At 71.7% G+C, this 17,227-nt stretch carries 17 protein-coding genes; 7 read left to right on the top strand and 10 right to left on the bottom strand.

The features are described from left to right. Nucleotides 1–61: 61 nt before the first annotated feature. From FG385_RS19650 to FG385_RS19640, 3 genes are read left to right on the top strand one after another with little or no spacing between them, the layout of a single operon-like run. Complete coding sequence (locus tag FG385_RS19650) at nucleotides 62–2,206, top strand: MMPL family transporter (RefSeq protein ID WP_139098231.1); 2,145 nt, start codon at nucleotides 62–64, stop codon at nucleotides 2,204–2,206. A 19-nt stretch (nucleotides 2,207–2,225) separates the two neighbouring features. Beyond that, nucleotides 2,226–2,663, top strand: coding sequence for a MerR family transcriptional regulator (locus FG385_RS19645; protein WP_139098230.1), 438 nt, complete (start codon nucleotides 2,226–2,228; stop codon nucleotides 2,661–2,663). Then, nucleotides 2,660–3,637 (top strand): NAD-dependent epimerase/dehydratase family protein, encoded by a 978-nt coding sequence (locus FG385_RS19640; protein WP_139098229.1) that lies wholly within the window; start codon nucleotides 2,660–2,662, stop codon nucleotides 3,635–3,637. The genes FG385_RS19645 and FG385_RS19640 overlap by 4 nt, the downstream gene beginning before the upstream one ends. Here the strand turns inward: FG385_RS19640 and FG385_RS34405 are convergent. From FG385_RS34405 to hisD, 4 genes are read right to left on the bottom strand one after another with little or no spacing between them, the layout of a single operon-like run. Next, nucleotides 3,634–3,792, bottom strand: a complete 159-nt coding sequence (locus FG385_RS34405) for a hypothetical protein (RefSeq protein ID WP_200834555.1) — start codon at nucleotides 3,790–3,792, stop codon at nucleotides 3,634–3,636. The genes FG385_RS19640 and FG385_RS34405 overlap by 4 nt on opposite strands. Continuing rightward, nucleotides 3,789–4,388, bottom strand: a complete 600-nt coding sequence (hisB, locus tag FG385_RS19635) for an imidazoleglycerol-phosphate dehydratase HisB (protein ID WP_139098228.1) — start codon at nucleotides 4,386–4,388, stop codon at nucleotides 3,789–3,791. The genes FG385_RS34405 and hisB overlap by 4 nt, the downstream gene beginning before the upstream one ends. After that, on the bottom strand, nucleotides 4,385–5,524 hold the full coding sequence (locus tag FG385_RS19630) for a histidinol-phosphate transaminase (RefSeq protein WP_139098227.1): 1,140 nt from the start codon (nucleotides 5,522–5,524) through the stop codon (nucleotides 4,385–4,387). Before FG385_RS19630 ends, hisB begins: the two co-directional genes overlap by 4 nt. Continuing rightward, nucleotides 5,521–6,846 carry a histidinol dehydrogenase gene (gene hisD, locus FG385_RS19625; RefSeq protein ID WP_139098226.1) on the bottom strand — a complete coding sequence of 442 codons (1,326 nt, stop codon included), beginning with the start codon at nucleotides 6,844–6,846 and terminating at the stop codon, nucleotides 5,521–5,523. Before hisD ends, FG385_RS19630 begins: the two co-directional genes overlap by 4 nt. Nucleotides 6,847–6,894: 48 nt before the next feature. Here hisD and FG385_RS19620 point away from each other — a divergent pair, with 48 nt between their 5' ends. Continuing rightward, the gene (locus FG385_RS19620) at nucleotides 6,895–7,692 is read left to right on the top strand and encodes a carbon-nitrogen hydrolase family protein (protein WP_139098225.1); all 798 of its coding nucleotides are present in this window, start codon (nucleotides 6,895–6,897) and stop codon (nucleotides 7,690–7,692) included. On the opposite strand, the gene FG385_RS19615 is transcribed toward FG385_RS19620, so the two are convergent. Beyond that, complete coding sequence (locus FG385_RS19615) at nucleotides 7,637–8,566, bottom strand: DMT family transporter (protein ID WP_200834554.1); 930 nt, start codon at nucleotides 8,564–8,566, stop codon at nucleotides 7,637–7,639. The two genes, FG385_RS19620 and FG385_RS19615, sit on opposite strands and share 56 nt — an antisense overlap. A gap of 178 nt (nucleotides 8,567–8,744) precedes the next feature. On the opposite strand from FG385_RS19615, the gene FG385_RS19610 reads away from it, so the two are divergent. Then, entirely contained in the window at nucleotides 8,745–9,395 is a 651-nt protein-coding gene (locus FG385_RS19610; protein ID WP_139098224.1) for a VC0807 family protein, read from the top strand. On the opposite strand, the gene FG385_RS19605 is transcribed toward FG385_RS19610, so the two are convergent. Beyond that, entirely contained in the window at nucleotides 9,392–10,012 is a 621-nt protein-coding gene (locus tag FG385_RS19605; protein ID WP_139098223.1) for a LuxR C-terminal-related transcriptional regulator, read from the bottom strand. The genes FG385_RS19610 and FG385_RS19605 overlap by 4 nt on opposite strands. A 146-nt stretch (nucleotides 10,013–10,158) precedes the next feature. Between FG385_RS19605 and FG385_RS19600 the strand changes: the two genes are divergently transcribed. Further along, entirely contained in the window at nucleotides 10,159–11,199 is a 1,041-nt protein-coding gene (locus FG385_RS19600; protein ID WP_139098222.1) for a type VII secretion protein EccE, read from the top strand. Between the two features lie 24 nt (nucleotides 11,200–11,223). Beyond that, entirely contained in the window at nucleotides 11,224–12,303 is a 1,080-nt protein-coding gene (locus tag FG385_RS19595; RefSeq protein ID WP_139098221.1) for a dihydrofolate reductase family protein, read from the top strand. 38 nt (nucleotides 12,304–12,341) lie between these two features. On the opposite strand, the gene FG385_RS19590 is transcribed toward FG385_RS19595, so the two are convergent. From FG385_RS19590 to nadA, 4 genes are all read right to left on the bottom strand, one after another. After that, entirely contained in the window at nucleotides 12,342–13,628 is a 1,287-nt protein-coding gene (locus FG385_RS19590) for a sensor histidine kinase (protein WP_235022668.1), read from the bottom strand. A gap of 72 nt (nucleotides 13,629–13,700) precedes the next feature. Next, nucleotides 13,701–14,555 carry a carboxylating nicotinate-nucleotide diphosphorylase gene (gene nadC / locus FG385_RS19585; RefSeq protein ID WP_139098219.1) on the bottom strand — a complete coding sequence of 285 codons (855 nt, stop codon included), beginning with the start codon at nucleotides 14,553–14,555 and terminating at the stop codon, nucleotides 13,701–13,703. Next, nucleotides 14,552–16,198: an L-aspartate oxidase gene (locus FG385_RS19580; RefSeq protein WP_139098218.1), complete on the bottom strand. Its 1,647-nt coding sequence runs from the start codon at nucleotides 16,196–16,198 to the stop codon at nucleotides 14,552–14,554. The genes nadC and FG385_RS19580 overlap by 4 nt, the downstream gene beginning before the upstream one ends. Beyond that, on the bottom strand, nucleotides 16,195–17,205 hold the full coding sequence (gene nadA / locus FG385_RS19575) for a quinolinate synthase NadA (protein WP_139098217.1): 1,011 nt from the start codon (nucleotides 17,203–17,205) through the stop codon (nucleotides 16,195–16,197). Before nadA ends, FG385_RS19580 begins: the two co-directional genes overlap by 4 nt. Nucleotides 17,206–17,227: the final 22 nt, after the last annotated feature.

Here is a 17,227-nt window from a genome sequence, read left to right as displayed (position 1 = left end):
CGATCGGCTAGCTTGAGGCTCACCCGATCGCATGACGGACGCCCGAATTGGAGCCGCGCGCATGGCCACTCTCCTTTACCGGCTCGCCCGGTTCTCGTTCCGCCGTCGCCAGCTCGTCGCCGCCGTCTGGGCGGCCGTCCTGATCGCGCTCGGGCTCGGTGCCGTGACACTGTCCGGGCAGCTCACGAACGACGTGACCATCCCCGGCACCGAGTCGCAGCAGGCGATCGACCACCTCAAGGAGCGCTTCGCTCAGGCGCCGGCCGGGGGCGCGACCGCACGCGTCGCGATCGAGGCGCCCACCGGGCAGAAGCTCACCGATCCGGTGAACAAGGCCACGGTCGAGCAGCTCCTAAGTGCGCTCAAGACCGCCCCGAAGGCGCGCGCGGTCACCGATCCGTTCCAGACCGGCACGGTCTCGCGCGACGGCCGCGTCGCGCTCGCGCAGGTGAGCTATCCCGTCCCGGCGTCGGAACTGACCGGCGCCGACCGCGAAGGCCTCACCGCGCCCGCCGAAACCGCCCGCCACGCCGGGCTGACCGTCGAGTTCGGGGGCGACGCGATCCAGGGCATGCCGGAAGTCGGCGGCACCGAGGGGATCGGCGTCGTCATCGCGGCCATCGTGCTGACCGTGACCTTCGGTTCACTCCTCGCCGCCGGCCTGCCGCTGCTGACCGCGTTGATCGGGGTCGGTGTCGGGATGGCCGGGGTGATGACCATCTCCGGGTTCACCGACCTGAACTCCAACACCCCGATCCTCGCGCTGATGCTCGGCCTCGCCGTGGGCATCGACTACGCGCTCTTCATCGTTTCGCGGTACCGCCATGAGCTGAGCGAAGGCCGCGAACCCGAACAAGCCGCCGCACGCAGCGTCGGTACCGCCGGTTCCGCGGTCGTGTTCGCCGGGCTGACCGTCATCATCGCGCTGGTCGGGCTCACGGTCGTGGGCATCCCGTTCCTCGGCCAGATGGGCGTCGCCGCCGCGGTAACCGTCGCCGTCGCGGTGCTGATCGCGCTCACCCTGCTGCCCGCGATCCTCGGTTTCGCCGGGCGCAGGGTGCTCGGCAAGCGCGCGAAAAAGCGGACGAAGACTCCGAACGGCGAGCGCTGGGCGCGATTCGTGGCGCGGCATCGTGTGCCGGTCCTGCTCGCGGCTGTCGCCGGACTGCTCATCGTCGCGATCCCCGCGCTGAGCATGCAACTCGGCCTGCCCAACGACGCCACCGCCGCGCCCGGCTCGACTCAGCGCAAGGCCTACGACCTGGTCTCGGAGGGGTTCGGCCCCGGCATGAACGGGCCGCTGATCGTGGTGATCTCCGACGCGACCGCCGAGAACGCGGACGCGGCCGCCGACCGGATCTCGCGGCTGAGCGATGTCGCGCTGGTGACGCCACCACAGTTCAACGCACCGCACGACACCGCGATGTTCACCGTCATCCCGAAGAGCGGGCCCAGCAGCGAGCAGACCGAAAAGCTCGTCGGCGACATCCGGTCGCACACCGGCGGCACGCACCTGGCCGTGACGGGGCAGACCGCGCTGCAGATCGACGTCTCCGCCAAGCTCGCCGGCGCGATGCTGCCCTATCTCGCGCTCGTCGTCGGGCTGGCGTTCCTGCTGCTGATGCTCGTGTTCCGCTCGCTGATCGTGCCGCTGAAGGCGACACTCGGGTTCCTCGGTTCGGTGGCGGCGACCTTCGGCGCCGTCGTCGCGGTCTTCCAGTGGGGCTGGCTCGACGATCTGCTGGGCGTGCAGTCGACCGCGCCGATCATGAGCATGCTGCCGATCCTGCTGATCGGCGTGCTGTTCGGGCTCGCGATGGACTATCAGGTGTTCCTCGTGACGCGGATGCGCGAGGAACATGTGCACGGCGCCGAGCCGCCCGAAGCGGTGGTCACCGGCTTCCGGCACGGTTCGCGGGTCGTGGTCGCCGCCGCACTGATCATGATCAGCGTCTTCGCCGGGTTTGTGCACTCCGACACAGCATTGATCCAGTCGATCGGTTTCGCGCTCGCGTTCGGCGTCGCGGTGGACGCCTTCGTGGTCCGGATGACGATCGTGCCCGCGGTGATGTCCCTGCTCGGCGCGAAGGCGTGGTGGCTGCCCAAGTGGCTCGGCCGGGTGCTGCCCAACGTGGACGTCGAAGGCGCGAAGCTCACGAAGCGGCTGGACGAGAAGAAGCCCGAGCGCTTGACTTCAAGCGCTTGAGGTTTGTTTTGCTGGTCGTATGACAGCATTCACCATCCAGGAGGTGTCGCGGCGCAGCGGGCTGAGCGAGCCGACCCTCCGCTACTACGAGGAGGTCGGGCTCGTCGGCCCGATCGACCGCGACGAACACAGCGGCCATCGCCGCTACCGCACCGAGGACATCGACACACTCGAGGCGCTGTCCTGCCTGCGCGCGGTCGGCGTTGGCATCGAGGACATGCGCACGTACCTGGCCAACCGGGCGCGCGGGCGGGCGGCCGCGGGCGAGCAGCGCGATCTGCTACTGCGTCACGCCACTCGCATCGAGGCCGAGATCGCCGCCCAGCAGGCGCGGCTCGGCTACCTACGGGAGAAGGCGGCGCTGTGGGATGCCCGCGACCGCGGCGACACCGTCGCGGAGGCCGAGGTGATCGAGCGTCTCGTGGACGTGGTCGATCGTCTGGGGGTGCTGCGATGAGCCCGGTGCTGGTCACTGGCGGTTCCGGCTACCTGGGGACGCACCTGATCGCGGCGCTGCTACGAGCCGGTCGCCCGGTGCGGGCCGCGGTGCGGTCGGCCGCGCGCGAGGACGGCCTGCGTGCGGCGGTGCGCCGCGGCGGCGCCGACGACGCCGGCCTCGAGATCGTGACCGCGGACCTGATGACCGACGACGGCTGGCCCGCCGCGCTCGCCGGCTGCGAGGAAGTCCATCACGTCGCCTCGCCCATCCCGGCCGTCCAGCCCGACGACCCCGACGAGTTGATCGTCCCCGCCCGCGAGGGCACGCTGCGGGTGTTGCGGGCCGCGCGCGACGGGGGTGCCCGGCGCGTTGTGCTCACGTCGTCGTTCGCCGCGATCGGCTACACGCCCAAACCCGGCGCCGAGTTCACCGAAGACGACTGGACCGACCCGGACACCCCGGGACTGGCGCCCTATCCGCGTTCCAAGGCCATCGCCGAGCGCGCGGCATGGGACCTGATGCAGCGCGACGGCGGCGACACCGAACTGGTCGTGGTCAACCCGACGGCGATCTTCGGGCCCGCCCTCACGTCCGATCTGCGCTCCTCGATGTACCTGATCAAGATCATGCTCGACGGGACCATGGGCGTCGCGCCCCGCCAGCGTTTCGGCGTCGTCGACGTGCGCGACGTGGCCGACGTGCACATTCGCGCGATGGCCGCGCCCAAGGCCGCGGGCAAGCGGTTCCTCACCGTCGCCGACGGGCCCACGCTGAGCTTCCTGCGGGTCGCCGAAATCCTGTGGCACCGGCTCGGCCCGCTCGCCGCCCGCGTGCCCACCGAGGAGGCGCCGGGCGACGAACTGCCGCAACCGATCCTCCACAACGACCGGGCCCGCGACGAGCTCGGATGGCGCCCACGCCCCGCCGAGACCACGATCGTCGAGACGGCGGAAAGCCTTCGCGACCTCGGCCTGCTGGAGCCGGCCGGCTAGCCGACGAACCAGAGGACGGCCCCGCCGACGGCGAGCAGGGCGGCGATGAGCAGGAAACCGGCGATGATCTTCGCGGTCTTGTACGTGCTGTACACGCCGCCGGCGAGGAAACCGGCCAGCGCCAGCAGCAGGATCCCGACGAGTTCCTTGCTCACAGCACCCCCTTGGTCGACGGGATCCCGCCCGCGCGCGGGTCGGCTTCGGTCGCGGCGCGCAGGGCGCGGGCGACCGCCTTGTACTGCGCCTCCGCGATGTGGTGCGGGTCCCGGCCGTGCAGCACGCGCACGTGCAGCGCGAGCTGCGCGTGGAACGACAGCGAGTCGAACACGTGCCGGGTCAGCACGAACGGGTAGTTCCCGCCGATCGTGAACGTGGCGAACTCGGCGGGCTCTCCCAAGTGGACACAGTACGGCCGGCCGGACACGTCGATCGCCGCGTGGGCCAGGGTCTCGTCCATCGGGATCCACGCGTCGCCGAACCGGCGGATGCCCTTCTTGTCGCCGAGTGCCTGGCGGATCGCCTGGCCCAGCACGATCGCGGTGTCCTCGACCGTGTGGTGCGCGTCGATGTGCACGTCGCCCGTCGCCTCGACCTTCAGGTCCAGCGAGCCATGCACCCCGAAAGAGGTCAGCATATGGTCGTAGAACGGCACGCCGGTGGAGACCTCCACCTCGCCGGCGCCGTCCAGGTCGAGCATCACCTCGATCGAGGACTCCTTGGTGGTCCTGGAAATCTTGCCCACCCGGCTCATCGGGGTACCTCCTTGCTCGCCGCCAGGAAGGCGTCGTTCTCCTCGGGGGTGCCGATGGTCACCCGCAGGTGCCCGTCGATACCGACGTCACGGATCAGCACCCCGTTGTCCACATAGGATTGCCAACTGGCCTTCGCGTCGGCGAACCGTCCGAAGAGGACGAAGTTGGCATCGCTGGGCACGGTCTGGAAACCCAGCCCCTGCAAGGCTTCCACCACGCGCTCTCGCTCGGCCACCAGCTTGGCCACCGAGGCCAGCGTCGCGTCGGCGTGCCGGAGCGCGGCTCGCGCGGCCGCCTGGGTCAGCAAGGACAGGTGGTACGGCAACCGGACGAGCTGCAGCGCGTCGACGACCGCGGGCGCCGCCGCGAGGTACCCCAGCCGTCCGCCGGCGAAGGCGAAGGCCTTGCTCATCGTGCGCGAGACGATCAGCTTGGCGGGGAACGAATCCAGCAGCCCGACCGCGCTCGGCTGGGAGGAGAACTCCGCGTACGCCTCGTCCACCACGACGATCCCCGGCGCGGCCCGCAGCACGGTTTCCAGCTCCGCCAACGGGATCGAGCCGCCGGTCGGGTTGTTCGGGCTCGTCACGAACACGACGTCCGGCTTGCGCTCCGAGACGATCTCGGCGGCCCGCGCGGTGTCGAGTGTGAAGTCCTCACGGCGGGGCGTCGGCGCCCAGTCGGTGCGCGTCCCGGCCGCGATGATCGGGTGCATCGAGTACGACGGTTCGAAGCCCAGCGCCGTGCGGCCCGGGCCGCCGAAGGCCTGCAGGATCTGCTGCAGCACCTCGTTGGAACCGTTGGCGGCCCACAGGTTCCGCTCCGACAGCAGGACACCGGTGGACACCGACAGGTAGTCGGCCAGCGCCTGCCGCAACGCGATCGCGTCACGGTCCGGGTAGCGGTGCAGGCCGGCCGCGACCTCGCGCACCGCCGCTGTCACGTCGTCGACCAGCTCCTGGGGCGGCGGGTACGGGTTTTCGTTGGTGTTGAGCCGGACCGGCACGTCCAGCTGCGGCGCCCCGTACGGGCTGCGGCCCCGCAGGTCCTCGCGCAGCGGCAGGTCCGCCAGCGTCACAGTGTTGGATTCAGCCTCAGCGGGGAAACGTACTTCGGCGGAGTCGTCGGCTGTCACTGTGCTCCCTCCGGGAAACGCGCTGTCACGGCCTCGCCGTGGGCGGGCAGGTCCTCGGCGTTGGCGAGCGCGACGACCTTGCCGGCCACCTCGCGCAACGCCTCCTCGCTGTAGTCGATGACGTGGATCCCGCGCAGGAAGCTCTGCACCGACAGGCCCGACGAATGCCGCGCGAACCCGCCGGTCGGCAGCACGTGGTTCGACCCGGCGCAGTAGTCGCCGAGCGAAACCGGCGCGTACGGGCCGACGAACACCGCGCCCGCGTTGCGCACGCGGGCGGCGACCTCGCGTGCGTTCGCGGTCTGGATCTCCAGATGCTCGGCGGCGTAGGCGTCCACGACCCGCAGCCCTTCGTCCACGGAGGACACGAGAACCGTGCCGGACTGCCTGCCCGCCAAGGCTTCCGTGACGCGTTCAGTGTGCTTGGTCGCCTTCACCCGGGTGGCCAGCTCGGCGTTGACGGCGTCCGCCAGCTCGGCGGAAGTAGTCACCAGCACGCTCGCGGCCAGCGTGTCGTGCTCGGCCTGGCTGATCAGATCCGCCGCGACATGCCCCGCGTCGGCGGTCTCGTCCGCGAGGATCGCGATCTCCGTCGGGCCCGCCTCGGAGTCGATGCCGATGAGCCCGCGCAGCATGCGCTTGGCCGCCGTGAGGTAGATATTGCCCGGCCCGGTGACCAAGTCGACCGGGACGAGTTCGGCACCGTCGGTGTCCGTGCCGCCGTACGCGAGCAGCGCGACGGCCTGCGCCCCGCCGACGGCCCACACCTCGTCCACCCCCAGCAGCGCGGCCGCCGCCAGCGTCGTCGGGTGGGGGCTGCCGCCGAACTCCGCCTGCGGCGGCGTGCACAGCACGAGCGAACCGACGCCCGCCGCCTGCGCCGGGACGACGTTCATCACCACGCTCGACGGGTACACCGCGAGCCCGCCCGGCGCGTACAGGCCGACGCGCTCGACCGGCACCCAGCGCTCGGTCACCGTGCCGCCCTCGGTCAATTCGGTCGTGACGTCGGTGCGGCGCTGGTCCAGATGGACCTGGCGAGCCCGCCGGACGGCCTCCTCGAGCGCGGCGCGGACGGCCGGATCGAGTTCGGCCAGGGCCTTCTCCAACGCGGCGGCGGGCACGCGGACCGAAGACGGGCGCACGCGGTCGAACTTCTCCGTGTACTCGAGGACGGCCTCGACCCCGCGGTCGCGCACCGCCTCCACCACCGGGCGCACCTGATGCAGCGCCGCGTCCACATCGATCTCGGCGCGCGGCAGCGTGGCGCGCAGCTCGGCGGCGGACGGGACCTTTCCACGCAGGTCGGTGCGGTTCAGCATAGGTCTAGGGTACGGAGGGGGAACCCATCGGCGACCAGGGAGGTATCGGTGCTGCGCGTCGGCCTGAGTCAGGTCACATCGAGCGAGGACCCGGCGGCGAACCTCGAGCTGATCCACGGTGAGACGGCCAGGGCCGCCGCCGAGGGCGCGCGCATCGTCGTGTTCCCGGAGGCCGCGATGGCCCGGTTCGGCGTTCCGCTCAAACCGCTCGCCGAGCCCATCGACGGGCCGTGGGCGAAATCGGTCGCCGCCGTCGCCGCCCAACACGACGTTCTCCTGGTCGCGGGCATGTTCACGCCGTCCGACGACGGGCGCGTGCGCAACACGCTGCTCATCACCGGTCTCGGCAGGCACCTCGGCTACGACAAGATCCACCTCTACGACGCGTTCGGCTTCCGTGAGTCCGACACGGTCGCCCCGGGCGCCGACGTGGTCACGACGAGCGTCGACGGGGTCACGCTCGGTTTCGCCACGTGCTACGACAGCCGGTTCCCGGAGCTGTTCCGCCGGCTGGCCGACCAGGGCGCGTCCGTGATCATCGTGCCCACGTCGTGGGGAGCGGGCGAGGGCAAGCGCGACCAGTGGGAGGTCCTGGTCCGCGCCCGAGCCCTCGACTCGGGCTGCTGGGTCCTGGGCTGCGGCCAGGCCGACCCGGCCGCGACAGGTACGCAGGTCAACCCGAAGGCGCCGACCGGCATCGGCTACTCGACCGTCGCCGACGGATTCGGGCGGGTGCGCGCCCAGGCGGGCGCGGGGCCGGAACTCCTTATGGTCGACGTGGACCCGGAGGTCACTGAGAAGGCACGGGTTGCGACGGGTGCGCTCGCGAACCGGCGGCTGGGGTAGGCGCCGGCGCCAGCAGATGGCTGCTGCGGTGCGACAGGATCCAGATCCCCGCGACGATCACGGCGGCCGCCGCGATCTCCCCGGCCAGCACCGCGGTGCCGTCCATCGCCGACTCGCCCATCCACCCGATCCCGATCGCGACCCCGACCATCGGGTCGGCCGTGGTGATCACCGCGAGCGCCGGCGCCATCGCGCGGCCCTGCTGGAACGTGTTCTGCGAAAGCAGGAACCCGATCGGCCCGACGACGCAGACCACGTAGAGCGCCCAGTGGGAGAAGGGCACCGCCGCGCCCTCCCGCAACTGCCCCGCGACGACCTTCATCAGGCCCGCGGTGACGCCGTAGAACACGCCCGTCGCCAGCGCGAGCCCCAGCACCCGCCCCGCGCCCCGCAGCACGGTCGAAAGCCCCAGCCCCAGCAACGCGATCAGCCCGAGCACCACGGCGAGCGGCCCCACGTCGCTCACCAGCTCGTTCGCCCCGCCCGTCGGCTGCGCCAGCGCCAGGAAACCCGCCAGGCCCGCGACGCACACCAGCGCGCCCAGCACGACCACCCCGTCCGGCCGCCGGTGGCCCAGCCAGGCCGAGAACGCCGCCGCGAACGGCAGGGCCGTCACCAGCAGCGGCTGGACCAACAGCAACGGCCCGAACCCCAGTGCGAGCACCTGTAGCAGCAATCCCCCGATCGTCGCCACGATGCCGACCAGCCACAACGGCCGGTGCGCCAGGTCGACCAGCAGGCCGGGATGCAGCGTCTTGCCCTGTGGCACCTGTTTCGTCGCCTTCGCCTGAGCCGCCGACGCCAGCCCCATCAGCGCCGCCCCGAGCACCGCGGCAGGTACCGCCACCGCCGTGCTGCTCCACTCCGCGGTCATCGGCTCACCTCCCTCTCACACCAACATCCCACCACCTGCGCTCTCTTCCCGGATCCGGAATTTTCCCCGAGTGTTACCGGGAGCCGACCCTGACTTCACAGCGTCACCGGGTACATTGGCCACTCAAACCGCCGCCCCACCCCGTGCTCCCCCGGCACGAAAAGAGACAGCGAGTTCGATGCCCCCGCACCTGACGGTCCACCTGCCCGCGTTCGGCGCCCTGCTGCGCCAGGGCGCGAAACACCTGCTCGAATCCACGGTCGTCCCCCTCGGCCTCTTCTACCTGCTCCTGACGCTGGTCAGCTTCGACGGCGGGCTCATCGCCGCGCTGTCCTGGTCGCTGCTCGCCCTGGTACGCCGCGCCGTGAAACGCGAGCCCTTCCCCGCGATCCTGCTGCTGACGACCGCCCTGCTGGTCGCGCGCACCGTGCTGGGACTCGCCACCGGCAGCGCCTTCCTCTACTTCCTGCAGCCGACCCTGCAGAACTTCCTGATCGCGTTCGTCCTCGTCGCGTCCCTGCCGTTCGGCCGCCCCTTCATCGCGAAGCTGGCCGACGACTTCTGCGCGTTCCCCGCGGCGTTCAACGAGCATCCGCGTGTCGTGCAGATCTTCCGCCGGCTGTCGCTGCTGTGGGCGATGGTGTTCCTCACCAACGGCGCGACCACGCTGTGGATCCTGGCGCGCGAGAGCGTCGGCAACTTCCTGCTGGTGTCGACGGCCGGCTCGTGGAGCGTCGTCGGCGCGGCCATCGTGGTCTCGCTGCTGTGGTTCCGCCGCGTGCTGCGTGGCGAGGGCATCCACCTGCGCTGGGGCGCGCACGCCGCCTAAGAGATGCCCTCCTCGATCGCGAGCCTGGTGAGCTCCGGACGGCGACGGCGGCCCGTCTTGTCGCGGATCCGTTCCAGGTAGGAGCGGACCGTGCGGACGCTGATGGACATGGCTTCGGCGATGTCGGTGTCCCGCTCGCCCGCCGCGACCAGCGACAGCACCTGCCGCTCGCGGTCGGACAGCAGGCTCTTCACCCCGCGCGTCGAGTTGAGCAGGAACGAGGCCAGCGCCGGCGAGACGTAGGTGTTGCCGGCGGCGATCTCCCGTACCGCGCGCAGGATCTCGGCTCCATCGGCGTCCTTGGACAGGTACCCCCGCGCGCCCGCGGACACCGCGCCGAGCACCTCCTCCTGCCCGGCGTGCGCGGACACCACGAGCACCTGGTAGCCCAGTCCGACGACCTTCTGCACGGCGGCCGCGTCGGTGACCCCTCGCAGCTTGAGATCGAGCACCACCACGGACCCCGCGGGTTCGCGCGCCGCGGCGAACCGTGCCACCGAATCCGCGACCGCGCCGAGTTCGATGTCCGGCGCCTCGCTCAGCACCCGCGCCACGGCCGACCGGTAAAGCGGGTGGTCCTCCACCACACTGACCCGGATCCGCGGTTGCTCGCCCATACCGGCCTCCTCCAGAAATCGCGACACCGACCCGCCCCCTCGGCATTGTCCCGCAAACCCCTGCCCTGTGGCTATTTCTACCGGCAGGAAACCGTGACGGCCGTGACTAGTCTGTACCACGAATCAACGAGAGGCGCCGAAGAACGTTGACCACGGCCAGTGCACGGATTCCCGCGTTCGGAGGGCCGACCGGCCCCACCGCGATGCTGCCGGTGCGCCCGGCGCAGGTCGTGGTCTGGACGATCGCGCTCACGGTTTCGCTCGTGGACCGGGGAATCGCCGTGGCGGCGATCGCCGCGCTCGTGGTCGGCACCACGTCGGTGCGGGTCGCGGGGCGGCATCTGGCCGGCTGGGCCGGGATCTGGATCTGGTACCGGCTGCTGCAGCACGACGACCGGCGGCTCGGGGACGATCCGCTGCTCGTACTCGCCCCGGACTTCCGCCTGCGCCAGCATCGCGATCGCGCGGGCAACTCCTTCGGGGTCGTCGGCGTCGATGGCGGCTGGACCGCCGTACTCCGGCTCGATCCGGCCGGTGAACCGGATGTGGCGGCGCTGACCGCGATTCTCCGCGAAGCCTGTGACAACGCGGATATCCCGCTCGCGAGCGCGCAACTGCTGGTGCGCAGCGAGCACGGGCGCCGGGTCCATCTCATCGCGGTGCGCTACCGCCCGGCCGAGGCTCCGCTGGCCGCGCTGGCCCGCGGTTCCGGCGAAGTCGGGGAGCACCGGGCCACCGTCCGCGCTGCGCTCGGCGTTCTCGGCACTCTGACCGAAGCGGGGATCGCCGCGACCGTCCTGGAGGCCGGGGAACTCGCCGCGGAGCTGCGCGAAACCCTTGGGGTGAAAGGGGATCTGCTCGCCCACAGCCACCGGGCCACCGCCGTGGTGAACGGCTGGCGGTCGTGGTCCGCGGCCGGGACGACCCAGGCCTGCTTCACCCCGAAGGCAGGCGTCGAACGCGCCTTCGCTGTCTCGGACAGCGAGGTCGCGTTCACGGTCACCTCGTACGAACTGCGCCGCACCCATCTCGGGCGCCTGCGCGAGGACTTGACGATCCGGGCCGTGAAGTACCAGGGCACACGCAAGGCTCCTCGCGCCGAGGATCTCGACGTGCCGGTGGTCCCGCTGTACGGGCGGCACGAGGTGGCCGTCCGTCGCACCCTTCCGCTCGCCCTGCCCGGCTGATCACGCCTGTGGGAAAGTGGCGGGGTGAGCAAGCGCCCGTACGTCCTGGCCTCCGCCGCCATGTCGCTCGACGGTTTCCTCGACGACACGAGCGACGAGCGGCTGCTGCTCTCGAGCGCCGAGGATTTCGCGCGGGTCGACCAGGTCCGCGCCGGGGCGGACGCGATCCTGGTCGGCGCGAACACCATTCGCGCGGACAACCCGGGGCTGCGGTCGCGCTCGGGGCCCGATCCCGTCAAGGTCACGCTCACCGTGAGCGGAAAGCTCGACGCCGGTACGAAGTTCTTCACGACCGGTGACGCGGCGAAGCTCGTGTACGCCGCTTCGGCGGCCGTGCCGTCGTTGGCGTCGCAGCTCGGCGGGCTGGCCACGGTCGTCGATGCGGGCGACCCACCCGATCTGCACCGGATCCTCGCCGACCTGGCCGACCGCGGCGTCGGGCGGTTGATGGTCGAGGGCGGGAGCGCGATCCATACCTTGTTCTTTGCCGAGGACGTCGTCGACGAGCTGCACCTGGTGATCGCCCCGTTCTTCGTCGGCGAGCCGGACGCGCCGCGATTCGTCGGCGCGGGGCCGTTCCCGCAGGGCCGGATGACGCTCGTCGAGACCCGGCAGCTCGGCGACGTGGTGTTCGCGCGGTACCTGGCCGGGCAGGCCGTGGTGGACCACCGGCGCCTTGGCGAGGCGGTGGCGCTGGCGGACCGGTGCCCGCCGTCCTCGACGTTCCGGGTCGGGGCGGTGATCACGGATGCGGACGACAACGTGCTGGCGACCGGGTACTCAGGTGAGACGGACCCGCACGATCATGCGGAGGAGGCCGCGCTGGCGAAGCTCGGCGCCGATTCGCGGTTGGCCGGGGCCACCATCTACAGCTCGCTGGAACCGTGCAGCGAGCGGGCTTCGCGACCGGTCACGTGCACGCGGCACATCCTGGACGCGGGCATCCCCCGGGTCGTTTTCGCCTGGCGCGAGCCGGATGTGTTCGTGCACGCGCAGGGCGCGGAGCTGCTGCGGGCGGCAGGGCGAGAGGTCGTCGAGATCCCCGACCTGGCGGCCGCGGTGCGGCGGGCCAACCGGCACCTGCCCGGGTTGGCGGAGGAGTAGCGCGAACGCGACTCGCGCAGCGAAAGGCCGCCGCGGGGTCAGCGGGGGACCCACATGGTGACCCGGGTGCCGCGGCCCGGGCGTGAGTCGATCCGGCACCAGCCGCCGACTTCCGCGAGGCGTGCCTTCATCGACTCACTCACGCCGAAGCCCGCCGGCCGCGCGTCCTCGTCGTAGCCGACACCGTGATCGCGCGTGATCACCGCGACCCCGCCGTCGCGCTCCTCCAGCCGGACCACGACCTCCCGCGTCCCCGCGTGCTTGATCGTGTTGCGCAGCGCCTCCCGCGCCGCGTCCCGGACCGCGGCGCGGCGCACCTCCGACAGCTGATCGTCGCCGATATCGGAGATCGCCAGCTCCGCGCGCAGCCCCTCCCTCGCCATCTCCGACGCCAGTGTCGCCAGTTCCGCGGCGAGGCCATCGGGCGGCTCGGGCGCCCGCAAGGAACGGCGCAGCTCCCGCGCTTCGGCACGGGCCGCGTCCCGCACCTGGTCGAGCCGGCCCGGACCGTCGCCGGTGAGCGCGATCGCCTCGAGGGTCTGCAGAACCGTGTCGTGCAAGGCCCGTTCGGTGCGGGCACGCTCGCCCCGCTGCCCCAGCCGCATCCCGATCGCCAGCGCCAGCCGGGTCGCGAGGCCCAGCATGATCAGGCAACCGGCCCCGGCGGCGATCGCGGCCAGCATCGTCCCGGCGGCGACCACCACCGCCGCGACCCCGAACCGGCCTAGCTCCGCGACCGGCCCCAGCCACAGCGAAACGCCTTCGAGCACGACGCCGTACCCGGCGAGAGCGAGGCCCGCCACGATCCCGCGGCAAATCGTCCACAGCGTGACGGTGCCCATGAGGTACACCAGCGGGATCCAGCCGCCGGGCCAGAACAGCTCCGCCGGCGCCGTCACGCTGAACAGCACGCTCGCCACCCCGGTGCACACCACGTCGACGGCGAGCAGGATCCGCGTCAGCCGCCCGCGCCGGTCGGGCACGCGCAGCACCCACATCATCCCGGCGAGGTTCGCGGCCGTGCCGATCCACGTGATCGCGGTCAGCACGGGCGTACTGCCGAACCCGATGAACACCCACAGCCAGAGCACCGGCACGATCAGGACCCGGAAGGCCAGCGGCAGGAGCACCGCGTACCGGGTGGCCCTGATCATCAGCGAGTCCGTCGGCGGGGCCACTTCCGTCGCGGCCACCGCGCCCATCCGCCGCACGGCCGACACCGGCTCGGGATCGTCAACCTCCGGGGGCAGTTCCCGCGGTGTCGAGGCGAGCACCGATGCTCCCTGCCGCAGCAGGGCACCGAGGAAGTTCGAACCGCGCGCCAAAGTCCACCGTGCTTCCTCCCCCCGATGGTCGCCCGCGGCAACCATAACCCACCGCGCGGCTGCCCGGACGGCTCAGGATAGGTCGAGCCCGAGATCCAGGGCGGGCGAGGAATGCGTGAGGCCGCCGACCGCGAGGAAGTCCACCCCGGTCTCAGCGTACGCGCGGGCGTTGTGCAGCTTCAGCCCACCCGAGGCCTCCAGCCGCGTCCGCGGCGCCTGCTCGTCCCGGACGCGGACGGCACGCGCACAGTCCTCGGGCGCGAAGTTGTCCAGCAGGACCTCGTCCGCCCCGGCTTTCAGCGCCTCGGAAAGCTGCTCGAGCGTATCGACCTCCACCTCGCACGGAAGGTCCGCCGCGTGCGCGTGCACCGCTTCGATCGCCGCCGCGACCGAACCCGCCGCGACGACGTGGTTGTCCTTGATCAGCACCGCGTCCCCGAGACCCATCCGGTGGTTCACCCCGCCACCGCACCGCACCGCGTACTTCTGCAGCAACCGCAGCCCCGGCAAGGTCTTGCGAGAATCCCGGATCCGGCAGCCGGTACCGTCCACTTCAGACACCCAGGCTGCGGTCGCCGTCGCGACGCCGGACAGGTGGCACAGGAGGTTCAACGCCGTCCGCTCCGCCGTGAGGAGCCCGCGCACGGAGCCGCGGAGCACGAGCGCGGGCTCACCGGCGACGAGCTTGCTGCCGTCCGCACGCGCGGAAATCACCTCGTAGTCGTTGCCCAGCACCTGGTCGAACACGGCGAGCGCCACCGGCGCCCCGGCGAGCGTGCCGTCCACGCGCGGCGTCACCTCGGCGCGCGCCGTCGCGTCCGCCGGCACCGTCGCGCCGGTTGTCGCGTCCGGCCCGTACCGCAGGTCCTCGGCGAGCGCGAGTTCCACCACACGCCGGACGTCGACCATGTCCAGATCGCTCGTCATGCCACTCCCATCGCGGCAACGGGATCCGCCAGCACGGGCTGCCCCGACGGGCTCAGCCGGATCAGCTGGCTGCGCCGCCACAGCTCGTCGTCCGAGTCCGGATAGTCCGCGCGGACGTGCGAACCGCGCGATTCCGTCCGCCGTTCCGCCGCCGCCACCAGCGCCTGCGCCACCAGCGTGAGCGCCGCGTCCTCGACGTCCCGGTGCGTCCGCAGTAGATGGTCCTGTGTGGACAGATCGAGCACGGAACCCAGTACGGACAAGCCTTCCGCGTCCCGGCCGATCGCCGCGTACCGGCTCATCGCGCGCTGCAGGGCGTCGCGGCCGGTGACCGGTACCGCCTTCTGCCGGAGTTGCCTGCCCTGCTTCGGATCCGCCAGCAACCCGGCCGCCAGATCCGCGGCCGCCGACTCGGCCGCACCCGTGCCCGACACCAGGCCCTCCAGCAAGCTGTTGGACGCCAACCGGTTCGCTCCGTGCAGGCCGGTCCTCGCGACCTCGCCCGCCGCGTACAGCCCGGTCACGCCGGTGCGCCCGTCGGTGCCGGCCACCACCCCACCGCACGCGAAATGCGCGGCCGGGGTCACCGGGACCGGATCGCGGGCGGGGTCGACGCCGATCGCCCGGCAGGCGGCGAACACGGTCGGAAACCGCCCGGCGAACGAGGAAACGCCGGTGGCGTCCAGGAACACGTGATCGTCGATCCCGCCGGGCGCCGCGGCCATCCGGCGCGTGATCGCCGCCGACACGACGTCCCGCGGCGCGAGATCGCCAAGCGGATGCACCCCTCGCATCACCCGTTCTCCCGCGCCGTCGACGAGCACCGCGCCCTCACCGCGCACGGCCTCGGTCACCAGCGGGCACCGGCCGCGCGCGCCCGGGGTGAACAGGACCGTCGGGTGGAACTGCACGAATTCGAGGTCCGCGGCCTGCGCACCGGCGCGCAGGGCGAGGGCGAGCCCGTCGCCCGTCGCGATCTCGGGATTCGAGGTCGCCTGGTACAGCTGGCCGAGGCCACCGGTCGCCAGCAGGACCGCGGGCGCCCGCAGCAGGCCGGGCACGCCGTTCGGGTCCAGCACCGTCACGCCCGCGACCGCGCCGAGCGGCGTGAGCAGCGCGTCGACCGCGATATGCCGCTCCAGCACCGGAAGCCGCCGCCCGGCCGCCTCCGCGACCAGCGTCCGCTCGACCTCGGCGCCCGTCGCGTCACCGCCGGCGTGGATGACCCGGAACGCGCTGTGCCCACCTTCACGCGCGCGAGCGAGCAGCCCCGTTGCGCCCGGATCGAACCGCGCGCCGACGGAGCGCAGCCACGAAACCGATCGCGGACCCGCGTGCAGGATCGACCGGACCGCGTCCTCCTCGCACAGTCCGGCGCCCGCGGTCAGCGTGTCCTCGACGTGCCGGTCTATGGAATCGCCCTCGTCGTGCTCGCCGTCCAGCACGACCGCGACCCCGCCCTGCGCCCAGCGGGTGTTGCCGTCCTCGACCGCGGCCTTGGTGACCACCAGGACGCGCAACCCGAGTTCCTGCGCGCGCAACGCGGCCGTCAGCCCGGCCACGCCACTGCCCAGCACGAGCAGATCCGCGCGCGCTTCCCACACGGGAGTTTTCGCCTGAAAGTCGTTAACCGGCTTTCTCATTCGCCGCCTCCAGGCTTGCCGATCTCGATCATGCGCTGCACCGAGGCCCGTGCCTTCGCGGCCGTTTCGGGATCCACATGGACCTCGTCGGCACCCTCGCGCAGCGAGCGCAGGAGGGCCGCCGGGGTGATCATCTTCATGAAGCGGCAGGACGCGCGGTCGTTCACCGCGCGGAAGTCGATCCCCGGGGCGGCCTTGCGCAACTGGTGCAGCATGCCGATCTCGGTCGCCACGAGCACCGTCGAGGCCTTGGTGTCACGGGCTTCGTGCACCATGTCGCCGGTCGAGAGGATCTTGACCCGCTCCGCGGGCACGGCACCCTCACCGGCCAGGTAGAGCGCCGAGGTGGCGCAGCCGCATTCGGGGTGGATGAACAGGTCCGCGTCCGGGTTCGCGGCCGCGCGCTCGGCCAGTTCGGGCCCGTTGATCCCGGCGTGCACATGGCATTCCCCGGCCCAGACGTGGATGTTGCCGCGACCGGTCTCCCGCTTGACGTGCGCCCCGAGGAACTGGTCGGGGCAGAAGAGAACCTCCTGGTCGGCCGGAATCGAGGAGACCACGTCGACCGCGTTCGAGGAGGTGCAGCAGATGTCGGTCTCGGCCTTGACCTCGGCGGTGGTGTTGACGTACGAGACCACGACCGCACCCGGGTGCTCGGCCTTCCAGGCTCGAAGCTGCGCCCCGGTGATGGAGTCGGCGAGCGAGCAGCCTGCCCGCGCGTCGGGGATCAGCACCGTCTTCTCCGGCGCGAGGATCTTCGCGGTCTCGGCCATGAAGTGCACGCCGCAGAAGACGATCGTCGAGGCGTCGCTCGCGGCCGCGATGCGGGACAGCGCGAGCGAGTCGCCCGTGTGGTCGGCGATGTCCTGGATCGCCGGGGCCTGGTAGTTGTGCGCGAGCAGGACGGCGTCGCGCTCGCGGGCGAGCCGGCGCACCTTCTCCGCCCAGGCCCCGTCGGGTTCGACACCGGCGTACGGGGTGAGCTCCTGCAAAGTCGTCGAAGACATTTCGGCCCTCCTGGACCCGGCT

The sequence above is a fragment of the Amycolatopsis alkalitolerans genome (assembly GCF_006152065.1).
Taxonomy (GTDB): domain Bacteria; phylum Actinomycetota; class Actinomycetes; order Mycobacteriales; family Pseudonocardiaceae; genus Amycolatopsis_E; species Amycolatopsis_E alkalitolerans.
This window is presented reverse-complemented; position numbering and strand designations above follow the sequence as displayed.

Coding starts and splice junctions, on each gene's coding strand:
- hisB (WP_139098228.1), bottom strand. CDS start 4,388: ATGAGCCGGGTGGGCAAGATTTCCAGGACCACCAAGGAGTCCTCGATC.
- FG385_RS19615 (WP_200834554.1), bottom strand. CDS start 8,566: ATGACCGCGGAGTGGAGCAGCACGGCGGTGGCGGTACCTGCCGCGGTG.
- FG385_RS19605 (WP_139098223.1), bottom strand. CDS start 10,012: ATGGGCGAGCAACCGCGGATCCGGGTCAGTGTGGTGGAGGACCACCCG.
- nadA (WP_139098217.1), bottom strand. CDS start 17,205: ATGTCTTCGACGACTTTGCAGGAGCTCACCCCGTACGCCGGTGTCGAA.
- FG385_RS19650 (WP_139098231.1), top strand. CDS start 62: ATGGCCACTCTCCTTTACCGGCTCGCCCGGTTCTCGTTCCGCCGTCGC.
- FG385_RS19640 (WP_139098229.1), top strand. CDS start 2,660: ATGAGCCCGGTGCTGGTCACTGGCGGTTCCGGCTACCTGGGGACGCAC.
- nadC (WP_139098219.1), bottom strand. CDS start 14,555: ATGACGAGCGATCTGGACATGGTCGACGTCCGGCGTGTGGTGGAACTC.
- FG385_RS19610 (WP_139098224.1), top strand. CDS start 8,745: ATGCCCCCGCACCTGACGGTCCACCTGCCCGCGTTCGGCGCCCTGCTG.
- FG385_RS19645 (WP_139098230.1), top strand. CDS start 2,226: ATGACAGCATTCACCATCCAGGAGGTGTCGCGGCGCAGCGGGCTGAGC.
- hisD (WP_139098226.1), bottom strand. CDS start 6,846: ATGCTGAACCGCACCGACCTGCGTGGAAAGGTCCCGTCCGCCGCCGAG.
- FG385_RS19580 (WP_139098218.1), bottom strand. CDS start 16,198: ATGAGAAAGCCGGTTAACGACTTTCAGGCGAAAACTCCCGTGTGGGAA.